18 protein-coding genes, 1 tRNA gene and 1 other RNA gene are annotated in these 18,127 nt (G+C 73.2%); 9 read left to right on the top strand and 11 right to left on the bottom strand.

The annotated features are described in order from the left end of the window. Nucleotides 1-71: 71 nt before the first annotated feature. Nucleotides 72-266, bottom strand: a complete 195-nt coding sequence (locus tag ACZ7DE_RS28865; RefSeq protein WP_470766201.1) for a hypothetical protein — start codon at nucleotides 264-266, stop codon at nucleotides 72-74. A 156-nt stretch (nucleotides 267-422) separates the two neighbouring features. Here ACZ7DE_RS28865 and upp point away from each other — a divergent pair, with 156 nt between their 5' ends. Next, entirely contained in the window at nucleotides 423-1,058 is a 636-nt protein-coding gene (gene upp, locus ACZ7DE_RS28860) for a uracil phosphoribosyltransferase (protein ID WP_470766199.1), read from the top strand. 189 nt (nucleotides 1,059-1,247) lie between these two features. On the opposite strand, the gene ACZ7DE_RS28855 is transcribed toward upp, so the two are convergent. From ACZ7DE_RS28855 to ACZ7DE_RS28830, 6 genes are all read right to left on the bottom strand, one after another. Further along, a complete protein-coding gene (locus ACZ7DE_RS28855; RefSeq protein WP_470766552.1) occupies nucleotides 1,248-1,922 on the bottom strand; it encodes a LytR C-terminal domain-containing protein in 675 nt (224 codons plus the stop codon). A 168-nt stretch (nucleotides 1,923-2,090) separates the two neighbouring features. After that, on the bottom strand, nucleotides 2,091-2,387 hold the full coding sequence (locus ACZ7DE_RS28850; RefSeq protein ID WP_004943146.1) for a type II toxin-antitoxin system VapB family antitoxin: 297 nt from the start codon (nucleotides 2,385-2,387) through the stop codon (nucleotides 2,091-2,093). 868 nt (nucleotides 2,388-3,255) lie between these two features. After that, entirely contained in the window at nucleotides 3,256-3,378 is a 123-nt protein-coding gene (locus tag ACZ7DE_RS28845; RefSeq protein ID WP_470766197.1) for a hypothetical protein, read from the bottom strand. Between the two features lie 55 nt (nucleotides 3,379-3,433). Further along, nucleotides 3,434-3,745 carry a hypothetical protein gene (locus ACZ7DE_RS28840; RefSeq protein ID WP_470766195.1) on the bottom strand — a complete coding sequence of 104 codons (312 nt, stop codon included), beginning with the start codon at nucleotides 3,743-3,745 and terminating at the stop codon, nucleotides 3,434-3,436. Between the two features lie 356 nt (nucleotides 3,746-4,101). Further along, nucleotides 4,102-4,713: an HhH-GPD-type base excision DNA repair protein gene (locus ACZ7DE_RS28835; RefSeq protein ID WP_470766194.1), complete on the bottom strand. Its 612-nt coding sequence runs from the start codon at nucleotides 4,711-4,713 to the stop codon at nucleotides 4,102-4,104. A 24-nt stretch (nucleotides 4,714-4,737) separates the two neighbouring features. After that, complete coding sequence (locus tag ACZ7DE_RS28830; RefSeq protein WP_470766193.1) at nucleotides 4,738-5,481, bottom strand: siderophore-interacting protein; 744 nt, start codon at nucleotides 5,479-5,481, stop codon at nucleotides 4,738-4,740. A gap of 78 nt (nucleotides 5,482-5,559) precedes the next feature. Between ACZ7DE_RS28830 and ACZ7DE_RS28825 the strand changes: the two genes are divergently transcribed. The 4 genes from ACZ7DE_RS28825 (at nucleotide 5,560) to ACZ7DE_RS28810 (ending at nucleotide 9,614) form a co-directional block, all read left to right on the top strand. Beyond that, nucleotides 5,560-7,638 carry a penicillin acylase family protein gene (locus tag ACZ7DE_RS28825; protein WP_470766191.1) on the top strand — a complete coding sequence of 693 codons (2,079 nt, stop codon included), beginning with the start codon at nucleotides 5,560-5,562 and terminating at the stop codon, nucleotides 7,636-7,638. Further along, nucleotides 7,631-8,308 (top strand): GNAT family N-acetyltransferase, encoded by a 678-nt coding sequence (locus ACZ7DE_RS28820; RefSeq protein ID WP_470766189.1) that lies wholly within the window; start codon nucleotides 7,631-7,633, stop codon nucleotides 8,306-8,308. The genes ACZ7DE_RS28825 and ACZ7DE_RS28820 overlap by 8 nt, the downstream gene beginning before the upstream one ends. 74 nt (nucleotides 8,309-8,382) lie before the next feature. Continuing rightward, entirely contained in the window at nucleotides 8,383-8,856 is a 474-nt protein-coding gene (locus ACZ7DE_RS28815; RefSeq protein ID WP_470766550.1) for a cupin domain-containing protein, read from the top strand. Then, nucleotides 8,853-9,614, top strand: coding sequence for an SDR family NAD(P)-dependent oxidoreductase (locus ACZ7DE_RS28810; protein WP_470766187.1), 762 nt, complete (start codon nucleotides 8,853-8,855; stop codon nucleotides 9,612-9,614). The genes ACZ7DE_RS28815 and ACZ7DE_RS28810 overlap by 4 nt, the downstream gene beginning before the upstream one ends. 67 nt (nucleotides 9,615-9,681) lie before the next feature. Here the strand turns inward: ACZ7DE_RS28810 and ACZ7DE_RS28805 are convergent, their stop codons facing one another. Then, entirely contained in the window at nucleotides 9,682-10,011 is a 330-nt protein-coding gene (locus tag ACZ7DE_RS28805; RefSeq protein WP_470766186.1) for a hypothetical protein, read from the bottom strand. Between ACZ7DE_RS28805 and ACZ7DE_RS28800 the strand changes: the two genes are divergently transcribed. Further along, the gene (locus tag ACZ7DE_RS28800) at nucleotides 9,952-12,030 is read left to right on the top strand and encodes a copper resistance CopC/CopD family protein (RefSeq protein WP_470766184.1); all 2,079 of its coding nucleotides are present in this window, start codon (nucleotides 9,952-9,954) and stop codon (nucleotides 12,028-12,030) included. The genes ACZ7DE_RS28805 and ACZ7DE_RS28800 overlap by 60 nt on opposite strands. A 112-nt stretch (nucleotides 12,031-12,142) precedes the next feature. On the opposite strand, the gene ACZ7DE_RS28795 is transcribed toward ACZ7DE_RS28800, so the two are convergent. Further along, nucleotides 12,143-12,604: an acyl-CoA thioesterase gene (locus ACZ7DE_RS28795; RefSeq protein ID WP_470766182.1), complete on the bottom strand. Its 462-nt coding sequence runs from the start codon at nucleotides 12,602-12,604 to the stop codon at nucleotides 12,143-12,145. 29 nt (nucleotides 12,605-12,633) lie between these two features. Then, nucleotides 12,634-13,797, bottom strand: a complete 1,164-nt coding sequence (locus ACZ7DE_RS28790; protein ID WP_470766180.1) for a macrolide family glycosyltransferase — start codon at nucleotides 13,795-13,797, stop codon at nucleotides 12,634-12,636. Between the two features lie 298 nt (nucleotides 13,798-14,095). Between ACZ7DE_RS28790 and ACZ7DE_RS28785 the strand changes: the two genes are divergently transcribed. Together ACZ7DE_RS28785 and ACZ7DE_RS28780 are read left to right on the top strand one after the other, a co-directional pair. After that, nucleotides 14,096-15,376 (top strand): wax ester/triacylglycerol synthase domain-containing protein, encoded by a 1,281-nt coding sequence (locus tag ACZ7DE_RS28785; RefSeq protein WP_470766178.1) that lies wholly within the window; start codon nucleotides 14,096-14,098, stop codon nucleotides 15,374-15,376. A gap of 363 nt (nucleotides 15,377-15,739) precedes the next feature. After that, entirely contained in the window at nucleotides 15,740-17,380 is a 1,641-nt protein-coding gene (locus ACZ7DE_RS28780) for an RICIN domain-containing protein (RefSeq protein ID WP_470766176.1), read from the top strand. Between the two features lie 417 nt (nucleotides 17,381-17,797). On the opposite strand, the gene ACZ7DE_RS28775 is transcribed toward ACZ7DE_RS28780, so the two are convergent. Then, a tRNA-Ser gene (locus ACZ7DE_RS28775) sits at nucleotides 17,798-17,885 on the bottom strand. A gap of 71 nt (nucleotides 17,886-17,956) precedes the next feature. On the opposite strand from ACZ7DE_RS28775, the gene ffs reads away from it, so the two are divergent. Beyond that, nucleotides 17,957-18,055: signal recognition particle sRNA small type (gene ffs / locus ACZ7DE_RS28770), an RNA gene on the top strand. Nucleotides 18,056-18,127 lie beyond the last annotated feature (72 nt).

Raw genomic sequence — 18,127 nt, 5'->3', positions numbered from 1 at the left:
GGCGGTGGCGATCTTCCCCGTATGCCCCAAGTCCCGTACGGCCGTATGCCCCAAGTCCCGTACGGCCGCGGCTACCAGCGGAAGGTGCGCATGCGCATCGCGTGGCGCAGCCGGGCGGTCTTCGCACGGCGGGGCTGGACCCGGTCGCGCAGCTCGCGGGCCTCGGCCAGCTCGCGCAGAAACCGGGCGCGCCGTCGGCGGCGCTCGGCGTCGGTCTCGGCCGCTTCCGGCGACCGTTTGTCGGGCAAGTCGGGCAGCTCAGGCATCAGCACACCACCCCGGGTACCCCGGTCCGTCTCCATACCTCCCCCTCACTTTCCCTCCGACGGGCGGTTTGATGCCAGCGAACGGACCAGGCCGGGGGGAGAGGCTCACTGTGCGTGGTGGCGCCGGGCGGGTTCGGCCCGGTTACTGTTGTGGACATGCGTCTCCACGTCGTCGACCACCCCTTGGTCGCCCACAAGCTCACCACGCTGCGCGACCAGCGCACGGACTCCGCGACCTTCCGCCGGCTGGCCGACGAGCTGGTCACCCTGCTCGCCTACGAGGCCACGCGTGACGTGCGCACCGAACAGGTCGACATCAAGACGCCGGTCGCCTCGACCACCGGCGTCAAGCTCTCGTACCCGCGCCCGCTGGTCGTGCCGATCCTGCGTGCGGGACTGGGCATGCTGGACGGCATGGTCCGGCTGCTGCCGACCGCCGAGGTGGGCTTCCTGGGCATGATCCGCAACGAGGAGACGCTGGAGGCCTCCACGTACGCCACGCGCATGCCGGAGGACCTCTCCGGCCGCCAGGTGTACGTCCTGGACCCGATGCTGGCCACCGGCGGCACGCTGGTCGCCGCGATCCGCGAGCTGATCCGGCGTGGCGCCGACGACGTGACGGCCGTCGTGCTGCTCGCCGCCCCCGAGGGCGTGGCGATCATGGAGCGCGAGCTGGCGGGCACTCCGGTCACCGTCGTCACGGCGGCCGTCGACGACCACCTCAACGAGCACGGCTACATCGTCCCGGGTCTGGGAGACGCCGGCGACCGGCTGTACGGAGCGGCCGAGTAGGTCCGGCAGGTCCCCGCGGGGGCCCGCAGCCGGCTTCGGCGGCGGCCCGGCCTGTCCGTCGGGGGACTTCGGCGGGCTCTTCGACGGGCTCCCGTCAGTGGGCCTCGGCCGGCTCTTCGACGGGCTCCCGCGGTGGGTCTCAGCGGGCTCTCCGACGGGCTCCGCGCGCTCCGGCGGTGGGTCTGACTGTCAGCAGCCCTTCTTCGTGGACGCCGTGGGCCGCGGCGCGGCCAGGGCCGTCAGCGCCTTGGTCGCCTCCGCCTGGCTGGTCAGCGTCTTGAACCCGTTGCCGATGATCAGGTCGACGGCGGTGCCCTGGCGGGCGGCGTCGGTGCGGCGCTCGGCGGCGGTGAGCTGGGTGGCCAGGACCGGCAGCGAGGTGTTGAGCGAGGACGCGGGGCCGAGCAGTATCCCGGCGCCGGTGACCTTCTTGTCGTACTGCTTGGGGGCGTTGCCGACCTCGCCGATCCGGAACCCGCGCTTCTTCAGCTCGTCCGCGGTGGTCTTGGCCAGACCGCTGCGGGTCGTGGCGTTGAAGACGTTCACGGTGATCTGTGCGGGCTTGGGCACCGCGCCCGCGCCGGTCCCCACGGCGGACGTGGAGGCGGCGGAGGCCGCGGGGCTCGCCTTGGCGGTGTTCACCCCCAACGAGTCCGTTTTCGTCGCGTTCTTCGAACAGGCGGCACCGGCGGCCGTGGCCGTCCCGCCGCCGCCCGTGAAGACGTCGATGAGCTGCAGGGTGCCCCAGCCGGCCACGCCGAGCACGGCGCCGCAGGCCACGACCACGGCGACCAGCCTGCCGCGTCGCCGGTGGGGGCGCATGCGGGGGTATTTGTCCCCCGTGATCCGGTACTTACCGCCCATGCCCGGGGGAGTCAGCATGCTCATGGGCGCAGCGTAGTGCGCACGGGCGGCCGTGACTAATAAACGATCATCCGACACCGCGCGGAGACGCGGGAAAGAACCCGAAAGGGTCAATCCGGGGGCCCGGTCGGGTTTGCGGCGGCCTCGCTCGGCGGGTTTCCGGCCGGGTCAGTCCAGCTCGAGCACGCGCGCGTGCAGCACCTGGCGCTGCTGGAGCGCCGCCCGCACCGCGCGGTGGAGTCCGTCCTCCAGGTACAGGTCGCCCTGCCACTTCACGACGTGCGCGAAGAGGTCGCCGTAGAACGTGGAGTCCTCCGCGAGCAGGGTTTCCAGGTCGAGCTGCTGCTTGGTGGTCACCAGCTGATCGAGGCGGACCGGGCGCGGCGCGACGTCCGCCCACTGCCGGGTGCTTTCCCGGCCGTGGTCGGGGTACGGCCGGCCGTTTCCGATGCGCTTGAAGATCACACGGAAAGCCTACCGGTCCAGACGTTCCGGGCGCAGCCATGGAGACGGAGTGCGGCGTTGGAAAAGACGTGATGAACATGGTTAAAACGGGAACGGTGGTCCACCGGCGAGTGAACGGCCGCTCCGGTGCGCGAGCCCGTTCCGGCACTGGACGCGCATGGTCCGGTTGGGGGCTGGTCGGGGTCTGGTTGGGGCGTCACCGGCCCCGGCCGGGCCACGACGCTCCAGCCTGACCGCTGCGCGGCTCGCGGCGCGGGACACGCCGGTCCTGCGTGCTGACGAGGAGGCCGGGATCCCGGGCTCGGTGCCCCGGACCGCGGCCGACAGGGCGGGAGAGGATGTGGGAGTGGGTGGTGAAGTCGGCCGGAAATGGGCGGCGAACGGCTTCCGGCCGAGTCCCCCACCTCGGCAGGCCCGGCCATGGCACGCCGCGGGCCGGCGCCGGTCCACCGTCTTCGGCCCCTGCTCCCGCCCGAGGCGGCCGGGCCGGGCCGGGGGTGAGAAGGGGTGATGAGGGGGCAGGGCGGGGTGGGGCGGCGTGTTCTTCGTCACGCAGGCCCCGGTGGGCGCGTCCGGACGGTCTTGCCACGCGGGCCGGGGAGGACGCATCCTGACATCCTCGTCCCGCAAGTGCGTGGCGGCGCGTCGGACGCGCTCGGCCGGCCCGGCACGGGGGTGGCCGCTCCACGCGGCCGGTATGCACAGGCTGTGGACGAAGGATTGGCGTTCACGAAGCCGAGACGGGCGCTTGACCGCCCGCCCGGTCGCCGGCGCTCGGGCGGCCCGGGCACGGGGCAGGGTGCAGGGCAGGACGCGGCGCGGTCCGGCGGGGGCGGTTCGCTCCGGGCAAACCGCCCCCGCCGACCGGTCAGCGGTCCCGCGTCTGCGGGGGCTGTTGCGGGCTCGGCTGCTTCACCTGCGGTTTCGGTGTGTTGCGGACGGCCTCCGCGCGCAGCAGGGCGCGCAGGACCGCGTACGGGTCGGTGGGCATGGCTGTGCTCCTGGTGCTCCTGGCGTCGTACTGACTGACCTCGGTGCGGGGTCTGTCAGCAGCGCAGGACCACGGTGCGCAGGGCGCGCAGGGTGTGCGGAGGGCTCGGCGGCGCGGGGTGCGGCCGCTCCGCTGCGACAGCGGGCGCCGGAGCCGGGAGGGGTGCGGGACGCGGGGGCGCGGCGGGGCGATGGGTGCAGGGCGCGGGCCGCAGCGCCGTGTCGAGGACGTCGTACTCGGCGATCTCGGCGGCGGCGACCGGCGGCGGCGAGAGTTCGGCGGGCGCGCTCGGCGCCAGCAGGGCGAGCAGCAGCACGAGCACACGCAGCCAGGCGCGGCTGCGGGAGTGACTGCGTGCGGCGCTCATGAGAGGTCATCTCCCCACGACACGCTCGGGGTTCAGCACGGCGGGGGCCGGATGCACCCGATCGGCGGACATGGGCGGACACCAGACACGGGCGGGCACGGGCGGGCCTGTCGAACATGCCCGCCCGGGGTGGGGCGGGCGACGGGTGGCCGGGCGGGGGTGGGTCCGTCGAGCGCGGGGCGTTGGCGCAGGTGGGGTGTACGGCCGGGCCGCCGGGCGCGGGCGGGTCCGTCGAGCATGCGGCACCGCGCTGCGCGGGGCGTGGGGGTGTACGACAGGGCTGCCCGGCGCGCGGGCGGGGCCGTCGGGCATGCGGCACCGCCCGGGGTGGGCCGTACGGGCCGGGTGCCGGGGGCTCAGGGCTTGGGGGGCGTTGCAGCTTTCGCTGCCTTCGCTGCCTTTGCCGCTGCCTTCATCTCCTGCTTGTGGGCCCGTACCTTCGCCAGCGACTGCGGGCCGGTGATGTCGGCGACGGACCGGAAGGACTTCGCCTCGCCGTAGGCGCCGGCCGCCTCCCGCCAGCCCGTGGGCCGCACGCCGAGCTGCTTGCCCAGCAGCGCCAGGAAGATCTGCGCCTTCTGCTTGCCGAACCCGGGCAGCTCCTCGAGGCGCTTGAGCAGGTCCTTGCCGGTGTCCACGCCGTGCCAGACGGCGCCGGCGTCGCCGTCGTAGTGCTCGACGAGGTACTGGCAGAGCTGCTGGACGCGCTTGGCCATGGAGCCGGGGTAGCGGTGCACGGCCGGCTTCTCGGAGAGCAGCGCGGCGAACGACTCCGGGTCCTGGGCGGCGATGTCGTGCGCGTCCAGGTCGTCGGCGCCGAGGCGGTCGGCGATCGTCCGGGGTCCCTTGAACGCCCACTCCATCGGAACCTGCTGGTCGAGCAGCATCCCGACCAGCGCGGCGAGCGGGGAGCGCCCGAGGAGCTCGTCGGCCTCGGGATCCTGGGAGAGGTGAAGGGTGACGTCCATGCGTCGATGATCCCGCCTGGGACCTCAGCTCGCGCGCCAGTACCCCAGCGCGTGCATCCGCTCCTTGGGGACCCCGAGTTCCTTGCGCAGGTACGTCGACAGCGTCCGGGTGGTGTGGGTGTCGCAGGCGATCCAGACGTACGGGTCGGGGGTGGCCCGCCACAGGTCGGGCAGCTCCGCCCTGACCCGCTCGACGAGGTGCGCGCCCGAGTCCACGCGCGGCACGTGCCGTATCTCGTGGCGGGCGGGGTCCGTCCGGAAGGGGAGGCCGTCGGGGCCGTCGGGCGAGACCTCGAACCAGACGGTCGCGGGGGCGGAGCCGAGCGCGCCCTCGCCGTCGCCGAGCAGGGAGTTGATGGCGGGCAGCGCGGCCGGGTCGCCGATCACGAGGACGTGGGAGGGGGCCGGGGCCGGCGGTTCGAAGGCGGTGCCCTGGACGGTCGCGTCGATCGTGTCGCCGGGCTTCGCCGCCCGCGCCCAGTCGCTGGCGGCGCCGTCGTGCAGGGCGAACTCCAGGCTGAAGGTTCCGGCCGCCGGGTCGGGGTCGACCAGGGTGTAGGCCCGCTGGTGGGGCCGGCCCGCGTTCTCGAACCAGAGCCGCACCCAGATCGTCGGATGGACGCCGGTGGCGGCGAGCAGTCCGCCGTCGGAGAGGTGCAGCCGGCGGTAGCTGCCGGTGACCTCCTCCGTGCCCGTCACCGTGAGGGTGAAGTCCTTCGCCCGCATCAGTCTGAGGACCGCGCCCTCCCAGCCCCGCCCCTGCGCCATGTCCTGTGCACCCCTCGCGTACGATTTCGACACAACCTACTTAGGGAAGCCTAACCTAAAGCTCAAAGGGGCCGCAGGGTGACCACCGAGATCCACCGCGACGCCTGGGGCGTTCCGCATCTGCGTGCCGGCTCCGCCCTCGCGCTCGCCCGCCTCCAGGGGCTGGTCACCGCCCGCGACCGCGCCTGGCAGCTGGAGGTCGAACGCCACCGCGCGCGGGGCGCCTCGGCCGCCTTCCTCGGCCCGGAGGCCCTGCCCTGGGACCTCTTCGTGCGCCGCGCCCGCATCGAAGACACGGCGAGACGCTGCTTCGACGAACTGGACCGCCGGGACCCGGAGACGGCGGACTGGGTCCGCGCGTACGTCGACGGCGTCAACGAAGGGCTCCGGACGGCCGACGCCCCCGAGTTCACGCGCGTCGGTCTCGCCCCCGGCCGCTGGGAGCCCTGGACCCCGCTGGCCGTCTGGCTGGCCACGCACATCCTGTTCGCCGGGTTCCCCGCCAAGCTGTGGCGCGAGGAGGCCGCCCGGCACCTCGGCCCCGAGGCGGTCGGTCTGTTCGCCGCCGACGGACCCGGCACCTCCGGCAGCAACGGCTGGCTGGTGAGCGGCGCACGCACGGTCACCGGGCAGGCGGTCATCGCCGGCGACCCGCACCGCTTCATCGAGGACCCCGGCGTCTACCAGCAGATCCGCCTGGCCTGCGACGAGTTCGACGTCGTCGGCCTCGCCGTCCCCGGCGTCCCCGGCATCGCGCACTTCGGCCACACCGGCACGGTCGCCTGGGCCATCACCAACGCCATGGCCGACTACCAGGACCTCTACCGCGAACGGCTGCGCCGCACCGGCGCGGGCGTCGAGGCGCTGGACCCCGACGGGGTCTGGCGGCGGGTGGCCCGGCACACCGAACTCGTGCGCGTGGCGGGTGAGGAGACCGTCGAGGTGGAGGTCCTGGAGACCGGACGGGGGCCGGTGATCGCCGGCGGCCCGGAGGGCCTCGAGGACGGCGCACCGCTCGCGCTGGCCCTGCGCTACCCGCCCCGCGTCACCGCCGACCTGGGCTTCCAGGCGCTCCTGCCCCTGCTCCGGGCCCGCCGGGTCGCCGACGTGGACCGCGCCTTCGACCTCTGGGCCGAGCCGGTGAACGTCGTCCAGGCCGCCGACGTCGAGGGCGGCCTGCTGCACCGGGTCGCCGGCCGGGTGCCGGTGCGCGCCGAGGCCAACGGCGTCCGTCTCGTGCCCGCCTGGGAGCCCGGCCACGAGTGGACCGGCTGGCACGAGATGCCCCGCGCGGGACTGACCGACGGCGTCGCCGTGATGGCCAACCAGCGAGGCCCCGCCGCGGAGTTGGGCGTCGAGTTCGCCCCGCCGCACCGCGCCGACCGTATCCGCGCGCTGCTGGAGGCACGCCGGACGTGGTCGGCCGCCGACATGCCGGCCATCCACACGGACACCCATCTCGCCTCCGCGGCACCCCTGTTGGACCGCCTGTCCGCCCTCGACGACCTGAGCGCACCGGCCGCCGAGCTGCGCGACCGACTCCTGCGCTGGGATCGCCGCATGGACGCCGACAGCCAGGAAGCCGCCCGCTTCGCGGCCCTGCGCAGCGCCCTGGTCCGCCGCCTCGCCGCGCAGCCGGCCTTCGCGGCGCTGGCCGCCCCGCCCGCCTACCCGGAGGTCTTCCTCCCCTGGCTGGCCCTCCTCCCGCGCGTCGGCTTCGCCCTCGAACACCTCATGCGCGCACGGGAGTTGTACGGAATCGACCGCCAGCGGCTGGTACGGGAGGCCGTCGAGGAGATCGCCGGGGAGACGGCCGGGCGGCCGGCCGCCCGCTGGGGCGACACCCACCGCCTCGCCCCCTGGCGGGCCCTGCCCGCTCCCGCGCAGGAGGCACCGGCCCTCGACGGCGACCACGACTGCGTGCTGTGCACCTCGGCCGTACCCGGCTGGACCGACCTCGCCGCGCGCGGCCCCGCCGCCCGTTACGTGTGGGACCTGGCCCGACGCGAGGACAGCCTGTGGGTCGTCCCGTACGGCGCGTCCGGCCTCCCCGACCACCCCCACCACCACGACCAGCTGCCCCTGTGGCTCAAGGGCGAGCTGGCCCCGGTCGTCACCGACTGGGCACAGCTGACGAAGGAGAGCGACCATGGCTGACCGCCGCCCGCATGAGCACGAGCACGAGCACGGGGAAGGGGACGTCCGCGACGATCCCCGCGTCGACGGCCACGAGGGCCCCCGCGCGTACGTCCACGAGCGCGCCGTCGAGGGCTTCGGCGCCGTCGGCATCCGCCCCCTCGACCCCGAGGGCGACGCGCAGACCGTCCACGGGTGGGTGAGCGAGGAGCGGGCCGCGTTCTGGGGCATGAACGGCCTGACGTGCGACCAGGTCGCCGAGATCTACGCCCACATGGAGACCCTGGACACCCACCACGCCTTCCTGACCGAGCTGGACGGCGTCCCGGTCGCCCTCCTGCAGACCTACGAGCCGGCCGAGGACCGCGTCGGCGAGGTCTACGAGGTGGAGGACGGCGACATCGGCGTCCACGTCCTCATCGCGCCGGCGGGCGAGCGGGGCGCGCGGCCGGGCTGGTCGGCGGCGCTGATGGGCGTGTTCGCCTCGTACGTCCTGCTCGACCTGGACCGGCGACGGGTCGTGGTAGACCCCGACGTGCGCAACGAGAAGGCCGTGGCCCGCTTCCTGCGGCAGGGCTTCGAGGCGGGCCCGGTCGTGACCCTGCCGGAGATCGACCTGCCGGACGTGTACCTGTCGGAGAAGAAGGCTCAACTGGCATTTCTGCGCCGGGAGGTAGCGTTCCCCGGGTGACATCCCAAGTCCCGGCCGCAGTCCCGGCCGCAGTCTCGGCTCCGGTCCCGGCCGCAGTCCCGGCCGCGGCCCCGATCACCGCGGAAGCCCTCGTCGCGCACTACGGCCTGGAACCCATCCCGCGCGAGGGCGGCCTGTTCCGCCGTACATGGGCGGGCCCCGAGGGGCCGGACGGCCGCCCCGCCGGCTCCGCGATCGTCGCGCTGCTCACCGCGGACGACTACTCGGCCCTGCACCGCCTGCCCACCGACGAGGTCTGGCACCACTACCTCGGCGACCCGCTCGAACTGCTGCTCCTGGCTCCCGACGGGACCTCCCGCACGGCGGTGCTCGGCCCGGACGTCCTCGGCGGGCAGCAGCCGCAGCTCACCGTGCCCGCCCGCACCTGGATGGGCGCGCGGGTGCTCGCCGGAGGCGCCTGGACCTTCTTCGGCTGCACGATGGCCCCCGGTTTCACCTACGGGGACTACGAACACGGTGACGCCGCCCACCTCACGGCGTGTCATCCGGACCGGGCGTCGCTGATCAGGGAACTGTGCCGGCCATGACGTTGCTGGCGGGCCGGGTGGCCCTGATCACGGGTGCGTCCGGCGGTGTCGGGCGCGGCATCGCGCTGCGGTTCGCCCAGGAGGGCGCGGCGGTGGCGCTGCACTGCCGCAGTGGTGTGGAGGCGGCACAGCGGCTCGCGCGGGAGATCCGGGAGACCGGCGAGCGGGCCGTCGTGCTGCCGGGCGCCGATCTGATCGTCGAGGACGAGTGCCGAAGCCTGGTGGCGCAGGCCGCCGATTGGGGCGGCGGCCGCCTGGACGCCCTGGTGAACAACGCGGGCGTCCAGCCGGTGCAGCCGCTGCCCGGGATGACGGCGGCCCACTGGCGGGCGGTCGTGGACACCAATCTGACCAGCGTGTTCGCCTGCACGCAGGCCGCTGCCGAGGTGATGCGGGAACGCGGCGGGACCATCACCCACATCGCCTCCGTCGAGGCGGCAAGGCCGGCTTCCGGTCACGCCCACTACTGCGCCTCCAAGGCCGCGGTCGTGATGCACGCGCGGGCGGCGGCCCAGGAGTACGGGCCGTCCGGCATCCGCGTGAACACGGTCTCGCCGGGGCTGATCGACCGGGAGGGCCTGGCCGAGGCGTGGCCGGAAGGGGTACGGCGCTGGCGGGAGGCGGCCGCGGTCGGCAGGCTGGGCCGCCCGGAGGACGTCGGCGACGCCTGTGTGTTCCTGGCCTCGCCGCTCGCGTCCTGGATCACCGGGCACGACCTGGTGGTGGACGGCGGGGTGTCGGCCCGGCCGACGTGGTGAACCGGATGCCCTGTGCATGCGTACGTATCCCGAGCACGCGAGGCTCGGGTCTCGATGTCGGGCAGGGTCACAAGCAAGGCGGAGCGGTGACGTGAGCGAAGGCCACGATGACGGACGACACGGAGGCGGTCGCCACGAAGGCGAAGGCAGCCGCCACGGCCGCAGCCGGCAGGACGACGGCCGCCGCGACGGTGGTCGCCGGGACGACGGCCGACACGACGACGGCCGACACGACGGTGGTCGCCGGGACACCGGTCGTCGGGACGGCGGTCGCCGGGACGGGGATCGAGCCGGCGGCGGTCCCCGCGGCGCAGGCCGACGACGGCTTCAGGGGCTGGTGCTGCTGGGCTCCGTGCTGGTCCTGCTCCTCCTCGGCGGCGGACCGGCCTCGGCCCACGCCGCCCTCCGCAGCGCCGACCCCGCCGACGGAAGCGTCGTCAAGACGGCCCCCGCCTCCATCACCCTCACCTTCACCGAGTCGGTGGGCCTGCTCGACGACTCCTTCCGCGTCTTCGACCCCGACAACCAGCGGGTGACGACAGGCAGGTCCGAGCACGCGGACGGCCGCGCCGACACCGCCCGGGTGACCCTGCCCGACAGCCTCGGCACCGGCACGTTCACGGTGGCCTGGCGGGTCGTGTCGGCGGACAGCCACCCGATCGCCGGCGCCTTCACCTTCTCCGTCGGCCGGCCCTCCGCCGTTCCGCCCGCCCTGCCCGGCGCCTCCGTGGAGAACCCGGCCACCAGCGGCCTGTTCAACATCGGCCGCTACATCGCGTACATCGCCGCGGCCCTCCTCATCGGCACCGCCGTCTTCGTCGCCGTCTGCGGGCCGCCCGACGCCCGGCCGCTGCGCAGGCTGCTGCAGGCCGGCTGGTGGGCACTCGCCGGATCGACGGTGTTCCTGCTCCTCCTGCGCGCCCCCTACGAGACCGGCGCCGGCCCGGCGCAGGCGCTGGACCCCTCGGGCCTCACCCGCACGCTCGGCACCCGTCCGGGCCTCGCCCTGGTCGCGCGCCTGGTCCTGCTGGCGGCTGCCGCGGTCCTCCTCCTGCGGCAGCGAGAGCTCCTCCGGGAGCGCAACGGAGAGCGGCCGTCGCGCGCGGCGCTCGTGACCGGGGCGGTCCTGGCGGTTGGCCTGACCCTGACCTGGGCGTCCGCCGAGCACGCGTCGGCCGGCCTCCAGGTCCCGGCGGCGATGACGTCGTCGGTGCTGCATCTGCTCGCCATGGCGGCCTGGCTGGGCGGCCTGACGGCCCTGCTCACCCTGCTCCACCGGGCGTCCGTCCCCTCCCACGTGGTCGCCCGCTTCTCCCGGCTGGCGGGTCTGTCCGTGACGGTCCTGGTGGTGACGGGCGTCTACCAGTCCTGGCGCGGCCTCGGCTCCGCGTCCTCCCTGACGGACACGACCTACGGCCGGGTCCTGCTGGCCAAGCTGGCCGCGGTGGCGCTGCTGCTGGTCGCGGGGGCGTGGTCGCGGCGGACGGTGACCGGCGGCGCGAGGACGGCGCGTGCCACGACGAACGTGACGGCCGCCGCGGCCGTGGCGGCGCGGAAGGAAGTCCGGGTCCCGGTGCCGGTGGGCGGCTCGTCGAGCCACGCGGCGGACGGGACACCGGACGAGCTGCCGGACGACGAGACGAACCGTGCGGCGAAGCCGGACGACGCGGCGGACGGCCGCGCGGACGCGTCGACGAAGGCGTCGGCGAAGGCGTCAAAGGAGGCGCCGACGGAAGAGCCGGGGGAGACGTCGGCGAAGGCTTCCGCCGCGGAAACGCCCCCGGGACCGGACGCCGGCTCCTCGCCCCCCTCGTCCTCCGCGTCCCCCTCGTCCTCCGCGAGGTTCCCGTCCGAACAGCCGCACCCCGCCCCGCACCCCGCCTCACCCTCCGCCTCGCCCCTGGCCCCGGCCGGCGAGGCCCGGCGGCGGGCGTTGCGCCACTCCGTGCTGGCCGAGGTCGCGCTCGCGGTCGTCGTCCTCGTGCTGACGACGGTGCTGACCGGCACCCTCCCGGGCCGGGCGGCGGCCGAGGCGGCGTCGGCGGAGCAGTCCGCGGGGCTGCCCGTGGCGTCCGTGACCAACGTCCCCTTCTCCTTCGGGTCCCCGGGCGCCGGCACCGTCAGCGGCAAGGTGCAGATCACCCTCGACCCGGGCCGGGTCGGCGACAACAGCCTCCAGGCCGTGGTCTACGGCCCCGACGGCGGCTTCGCCAGCGTCCCCGAACTGCGCATCTCCTTCAGCCTCCCCGACCAGGACGTCGGTCCCCTCGACTCCAGGATCACGAACAGGGGCGGCTACTGGGCGGCCGACGCCGTCAACCTGCCCATGCCCGGCGAGTGGGAGATGAAGGTGACGATCCGGGTGTCGGACGTCGACCAGGTCACCGAGTCGCAGCCGGTCCGGATCGAACGCTGAGCCGACCCCGGGGGCCTGCTCGTGCGCGGACCGGCTACCGGCTACCGGCGGACCGGCGGACCCGAACGGGGACGACCGGCGGACCCGAACGGGGACGAGCGGCGGCTCCGCGTCACGCCTGCGGCGTGGCGTGCCGGGCCGCCAGGATGCGCTCCGTCTCCTCCAGACGACGGGTGCGGCGGGCGTCCGGGTCGTAGGCGACGGCCGTGCTCACGCACGTGCAGAAGACCTGCGTGTCGCGGGTGACGCGGCTGGTGAGCCGGAAGGACGAGCGGCGCAGATCCCCGATCGTGGTCGTGATGGTGACGGGCTCCGGCTGCAGCACCAGAGGCTCCGAGTAGTCGAGTTCGTGGCGCGCGTACACGAACCGGGGCCGGACCTCCTGCCCGGGCAGTCCGGGGCGCAGGTAGAACAGGTCGATGTGGGCGTCCTGGATCATCTCCAGCAGCCGGACGTTGTTCACATGGTTCATGGAGTCCAGGTCGCTCATGCGGACCTGGCGCAGATACAGATGCGGTCGGCAGTCCGGCACGGTGCTCGCGCGGCGGATGTCGGCCGCCAGGGCGTGGGTCAAGACGTCACTCCTAGAAAAGGGCTGCGGGGCTACAGGGCCCGCTCGATCAGGTCGGCGGCGGCGCCCGCCCCGCCCGCCTCCACGATCTCCCGGCGCATGGCGGCCACGGCCGCGCGGACGTCCCGGTCGGACGACACCCGCAGGACGGCCTCGCGCAGCGCCTCGGGCGTGACCGTCTCGCGCGGCAGGTGGACTCCGAGCCGGAGTCGCTCGATCTGCGCGGCGTTGACCCGCTGCTCGGCCATCTGCGGGACCGCCACCAGCGGCACGCCGTAGTACAGCGCCTCCATCGTGCCGCCCATCCCGGCATGGGTGACGAAGGCGTTCGCCTGCGCGAGCACGGCCAGTTGGGGCACGTGCGGATGCACTTCGACGCTGTCGGGAAGGTGCCCCAGCTCGTCCGCCGGGACGCCGGAGCCGACGGACATCACCACATGCCAGGGCAGCTCGGCGAACGCCTCGACACAGGACCGGTAGAACTGCGGCCGCCGGTTGAACTGGGAGCCCAGGGACACCAGCAGGACCGGCACGTCCGGCCGCGGGGGCCGCCAGGAACCCTGGTACGAACGGTCCCCCAGCGCGGGCCCGACATAGGCGACGTTCCGCGCCATGACCGTGTCCGCCCTGCGCTGGAAGGCCCGCGGGAAGAACGCGACGGCGTGTTCCGGATGGACGAGATCGTGGATGCGCGCGCCGTCGACCCCGTGCTGCGCGAAGGCGGCCGCCAGCTCCCCGAAGCCCTGGATCTGGGGGAGCCCGGGCACGTCGAAGAACTCGGGGACGATGCCGTCGTAGGCGAGGTGGGTGGGCGACGCCACGACGGTCGGCACCTGCCAGCGGGCTGCCAGCAGCAGGCCCGCGAAACCGTAGACGTCGCACAGCGCCAGGTCCGGTCGGTCCCGGTCGAACGCCCTGTTCAGGGCGGGCAGGGACGCCAGCGCCAGTTGGACGACGCGCGCGAACCCCTCGCCCATCTCCTCGGGCGCCTCCGAGCCGTCCCCGCTGTCCGGGTAGAGCACGGGCTCGGCGCCGGCCGCCTTCACCTGGTGCACGAAGTCCTCGGTGACGGCGTAACTGACCCGGTGGCCCCGCCGTACGAGCTCCTCGACGACCCCCAGCGTCGGATTCACGTGTCCGTGCATCGGGACGTTGAACACGGCGATGTGCGCGGGATTCGGACGAGTACCAGGCACGACACGCAACTCCTGTCCGGCGCGGAGCCGGGGCGGGGACCGAGGACGGGTGAGGGGGCGTCCCGACGAGGACGCGGAGTCCCGATTAAAGGCGCTCGCACACCGCTCCCGGCCGCAAACCTGCTGCAGTGTCACCCCATCAGGGAGCCTCAGCGCCCGCGCGTTGACACCTGGAGGAGGCGCGGCACGTGACCGGCGGTCGCATCGGCCGTTGGGGGTACAGGACGTCGTCCTCCAGCGGCCGGCCCACGACAGGACCGGTCCAACGACAGGGACGGCCCACGACAGGAGCAGTCTCATGCCCGGATCGCATCTGCCCTTGATGGAAGAGGGGATGGCCCGCTGGCCGTTCGGCCCGCCCAACGCCGGGATCGCCCTGGACTTCGCGGGCGACCCGCCCACGCTGGACGAGCTGCGGACGCTGGTGGAGGAGCGGTGGAAGGCGCTGCCGAGGCTCACCCAGACCCTGGTCGCCCCGGGCGCCGCCCGGACGGGCCTGGCCTGGTGGACCGGCCGGCACCGCTGGGCCCGCGCGGACGGCCACGAGCTGGGACGACAGGTCGGCGGCGCGGACTGCACCCTCCGGGACGCCGTGCGGCAGTGGTTCCACACCCCCTTCCCCGCCGGACGCCCGCCGTGGGGTCTGCACCTCCTGCGGGGCTCGACGCAGGGCGAGTTCTCCCTCCTGTTCCGGATGCACCACAGCCTGCTCGACGGACGCTCCCTGACGACCCTGCTGCGCGCCCTCTTCGACGACGGCCGGCCGCTGGACGGCGCCGCCTCGCTGGCGGTGCCCGGACCACGCCGCCGGACGGCCCGCCCGGTCCCGGCGGCGGGCGGCCCGCCCGGTCTGCTGACCACGGGACGTGCCGTGCCCCTGCCGCACCGCGGCTGCCGGGAGCCCGCCTTCGCCCTCGTACGGCTTCGCACCGACGTCCTGCGGGCCGCGCGGGACGCCGCCGCGACGCGCACGGCGACCACCAACGAGGTGTTCCTGGCGACGGTCTCCGGGGTCCTGAGGTCCCGCCTGTCCGCCGCCGACTCCGCCCGGCCCGCCGGCGGGCCCCTTGAGCGGCGACAGGTCTGGCTGTCGGTCCCCGTCGACGAACGCCCCGACGACTGCGGGGAGTTCCTGGGCAACGCGTTCGCCAACGTGCGGATCCCCGCGCCGGTGACGCTGGCCGACCCCGCGGCCCGGCTGACCGCGTGCACCGGCCTGCTGACCACCGTCACCCGCCCCCGGCGCACCTCGGAGAAACTGGTCGAGGGAACGCTCGCCACGGTTCCCGGGGCGACGATGGCACTGGCCGGCGGCAAGATCTTCGCGCCCGCCTACGCGCCCGCGGCCTGCTCCTACGTCCATCTGCGCGAACAGGGACAGACCCTGGCCGGACGACCGCTGCGCCACCTGGACATCGTCCCCATGGTGCCCCCGGCGGACACGGTCACCTTCGCCCTGGGAGGCTGCACCCAGGGCCACACCCTGAGCGTCGCCACCAACTCGGGCAGCCAGGACGCCGCTCTCCTGGCAGAAGCCTTCCTCGACGAACTGGCCCTCCTGGCGGAGCGCAGCCGCTGAGCCGGCCCTGCTGAGACGGCCCTGCTGAGACGGCCCTCACGGGACGGCCCCGATCTCTGACCAACGTGCCTCGGCAGAAAAATCTGTGAATCTTCGCGCGCGCGGCAACCTTTTCGGCCTCCGCGGACCACTGGGAGTCGTCCGGCCAGGTGGTCCGGTCAGATGCAACGGCTGAAAGTGAGCACAGACATGTCCCACGCCCACCCGCGTCATCGGTGGCGTACCGCGCTGGCGGCCGCAGTGCCGCGCGGTCGCGCCCGCGGTCGTCGCCGGTCGTCCGGTTCAGCCGTCACGGGCCGGCGGAAAGTGATGCATCGTGCCCGTCGGTTGTTCGCGCGTCGGAGTGTCTGGGCGGCCATCGTCATGGCCGTCGTGACCGGCTCCGTTGTCGTGGTCAACACGGCCTCAGCGGGAACCGTGGATCCCAAGGCCTGGTACGTGCTGGTCAACCGCAACAGCGGCAAGGTGCTGGACGGCAGCGGTTTCGCCACGAACAACGGCGCGGCGGTGGTGCAGTGGGGCCGTCACGGCGGGGCCAACCAGCAGTGGCGGTTCGTCGACGCGGGTGACGGGTACTACCGGCTGCAGAACCGGAACTCCGGCAAGGTGCTGGACGACCACAACTGGTCGAAGACCGCCGGCTCCGAGATCGTGCAGTGGAGCGACCGCAACGGCACCAACCAGCAGTTCAAGCTGGCGGAGTCGTCGGGCTACGTGCGTTTGGTCAATCGCTTCAGCGGCATGGCCGTCGAGGTCAACAACGCCTCCAAGGCCGACGGGGGCAAAGTCGTCCAGAACCGTGACCGGGGCGGAGCCAATCAGCAATGGCAACTCGTCCCGGCCGGCAGCGTCGACAGCGCCACACAGGCCCCGAGCGGCACGCGCCCGTCGCCGGCGTCGTCTCCCGCGGCCGGTGGCGGCAGCTCGACGACCGGTTTCATGGGCAGCAACAAGGTGCTCATCGGCGGCTCGATGTCCGACGAGTCGGCGAACGCCGCACCGTTCGACGCGCGATACGCCTACGTTCACAGCCAGCCCGCGCCCTCGTCGGACTACTACACGGCAGCGAAGTGCAAGGACGAGTGGAAGAGCTGGTGGGGCTGCTGGCAAGGCAGCACGACACCGCCCGGTAACTACGTCACCTGGTGGAACGACCATGTGGCCAAGGCGACCTACAAGGGCAGCGCGCGCCCGCAGAAGTTCTTCTGGACCTGGTACTCGCTGCGCGACCTCGGGGACCTGGCAGGCCAGGGCGACGGTCCGGGCGAGGTCCAGGCCATCAACAGGGTCGACCTGCTCACCCGTTACATGAACGACTACCGATTCTTCCTCCAGAAGATCGGCAACTCGGACAACATGATCGACCTCGAGCCTGACTTCTGGGGCTACGTCCGGTCGCTCGGCGATCCGCACAAGGTGGCCGCGAAGGTCTCGTCCGCGAATCCGACGGACTGCGGATCGCAGGAGAACAGCGCCGCCGGACTCTCCCGCTGCCTGATCACGATGGCGCACAAGTACGCGCCGAAGACCACCGTGGGATTCCACCTTTCCTGCTGGGACTGGCAGAACAACATCCAGGGATGCGTCAAGGACTACGCGAACCTCGGTGCGAAGGACGCCGACTTCCTGGTCGCCGATGTGTCGGACCGCGACGCAGGCTGGTACGCACAGCCCGCCCACGGCGGCTACGACAACTTCTGGACCGACCAGAAGGCCAAGGCCCAGCTGGGGTTCTACAAGACGATGGCCGAGTCCGTGGGCAAGCCCGTGGTCCTGTGGCAGATCCCCGTGGGCAACATGGCGCAGAACAACACCCTCAACCATTACAAGGACGACAAGGTGGACTGGTTCTTCGCGCACATGGACCAGGTGGCGAACGCGCACATCGCCGGCCTGCTGTTCGGTGCGGGGCACGGGGAACAGACATCGGTCGAGACCGACGGCGGCAACCTGATCAACAAGACGATCGCCTATGACAACTCGGGCGGTGCAGCGCTCAAGTAGACGGAGACGCACAGCCGGCCGGCCCTGTCCTCGACGGGGCCGGCTTCGTCGCTTCACCGGGCCCTTATCCGCTCCGGTCCCCCACAAGCTGGACCGCCCGGAGCCCGAGCACCTCCTTCGACCTCCTGCCCGGTGAGGCACCGGCGGAGGACACGAGATCCGAACCGGCCCCCTCACCAGCGTGGCCCCCGCTTGCCGCCGAATCCCTGCTCAACCGCCACTGTCGGACGACCCTCGGCCCTCCATGAGCTGCCCGGCTGCGGTCAGCTCATGCGCGGATACGGACGGTACGCGGCGATGTACTGCCGCGCGTGCCGGGCCGTCCTCAACGGGCGGCAGCCGGGAACTGAGACGGACAACGACGAAGGGCCCCGCTGCAAGCAGCGGGGCCCTTCGACATCGTGCCCGGTGAGGCACTGGCGGAGGATACGAGATTCGAACTCGTGAGGGGTTGCCCCCAACACGCTTTCCAAGCGTGCGCCCTAGGCCTCTAGGCGAATCCTCCGCCGCAAACAATACAAGACGTTGAGGAGTGCTCGCGAACTCGTTCCTCCCGCTCAGATCCTGTAGCCTGTGCGGAGCCCCTCACGCGGCGCTATCTGACTGAACTCCCCCAGGGCCGGAAGGCAGCAAGGGTAGGTTGGCTCTGGCGGGTGCGTGGGGGGCGCTTGCGTTCCCCGGGGGCTGGGGCGGGGGGTCCGGCGGGAACCGGGCATGGGACCGATGTCAGCGGTCGCCTATAACCTC

Source organism: Streptomyces sp. NPDC037083 (assembly GCF_055606485.1).
This window is presented reverse-complemented; position numbering and strand designations above follow the sequence as displayed.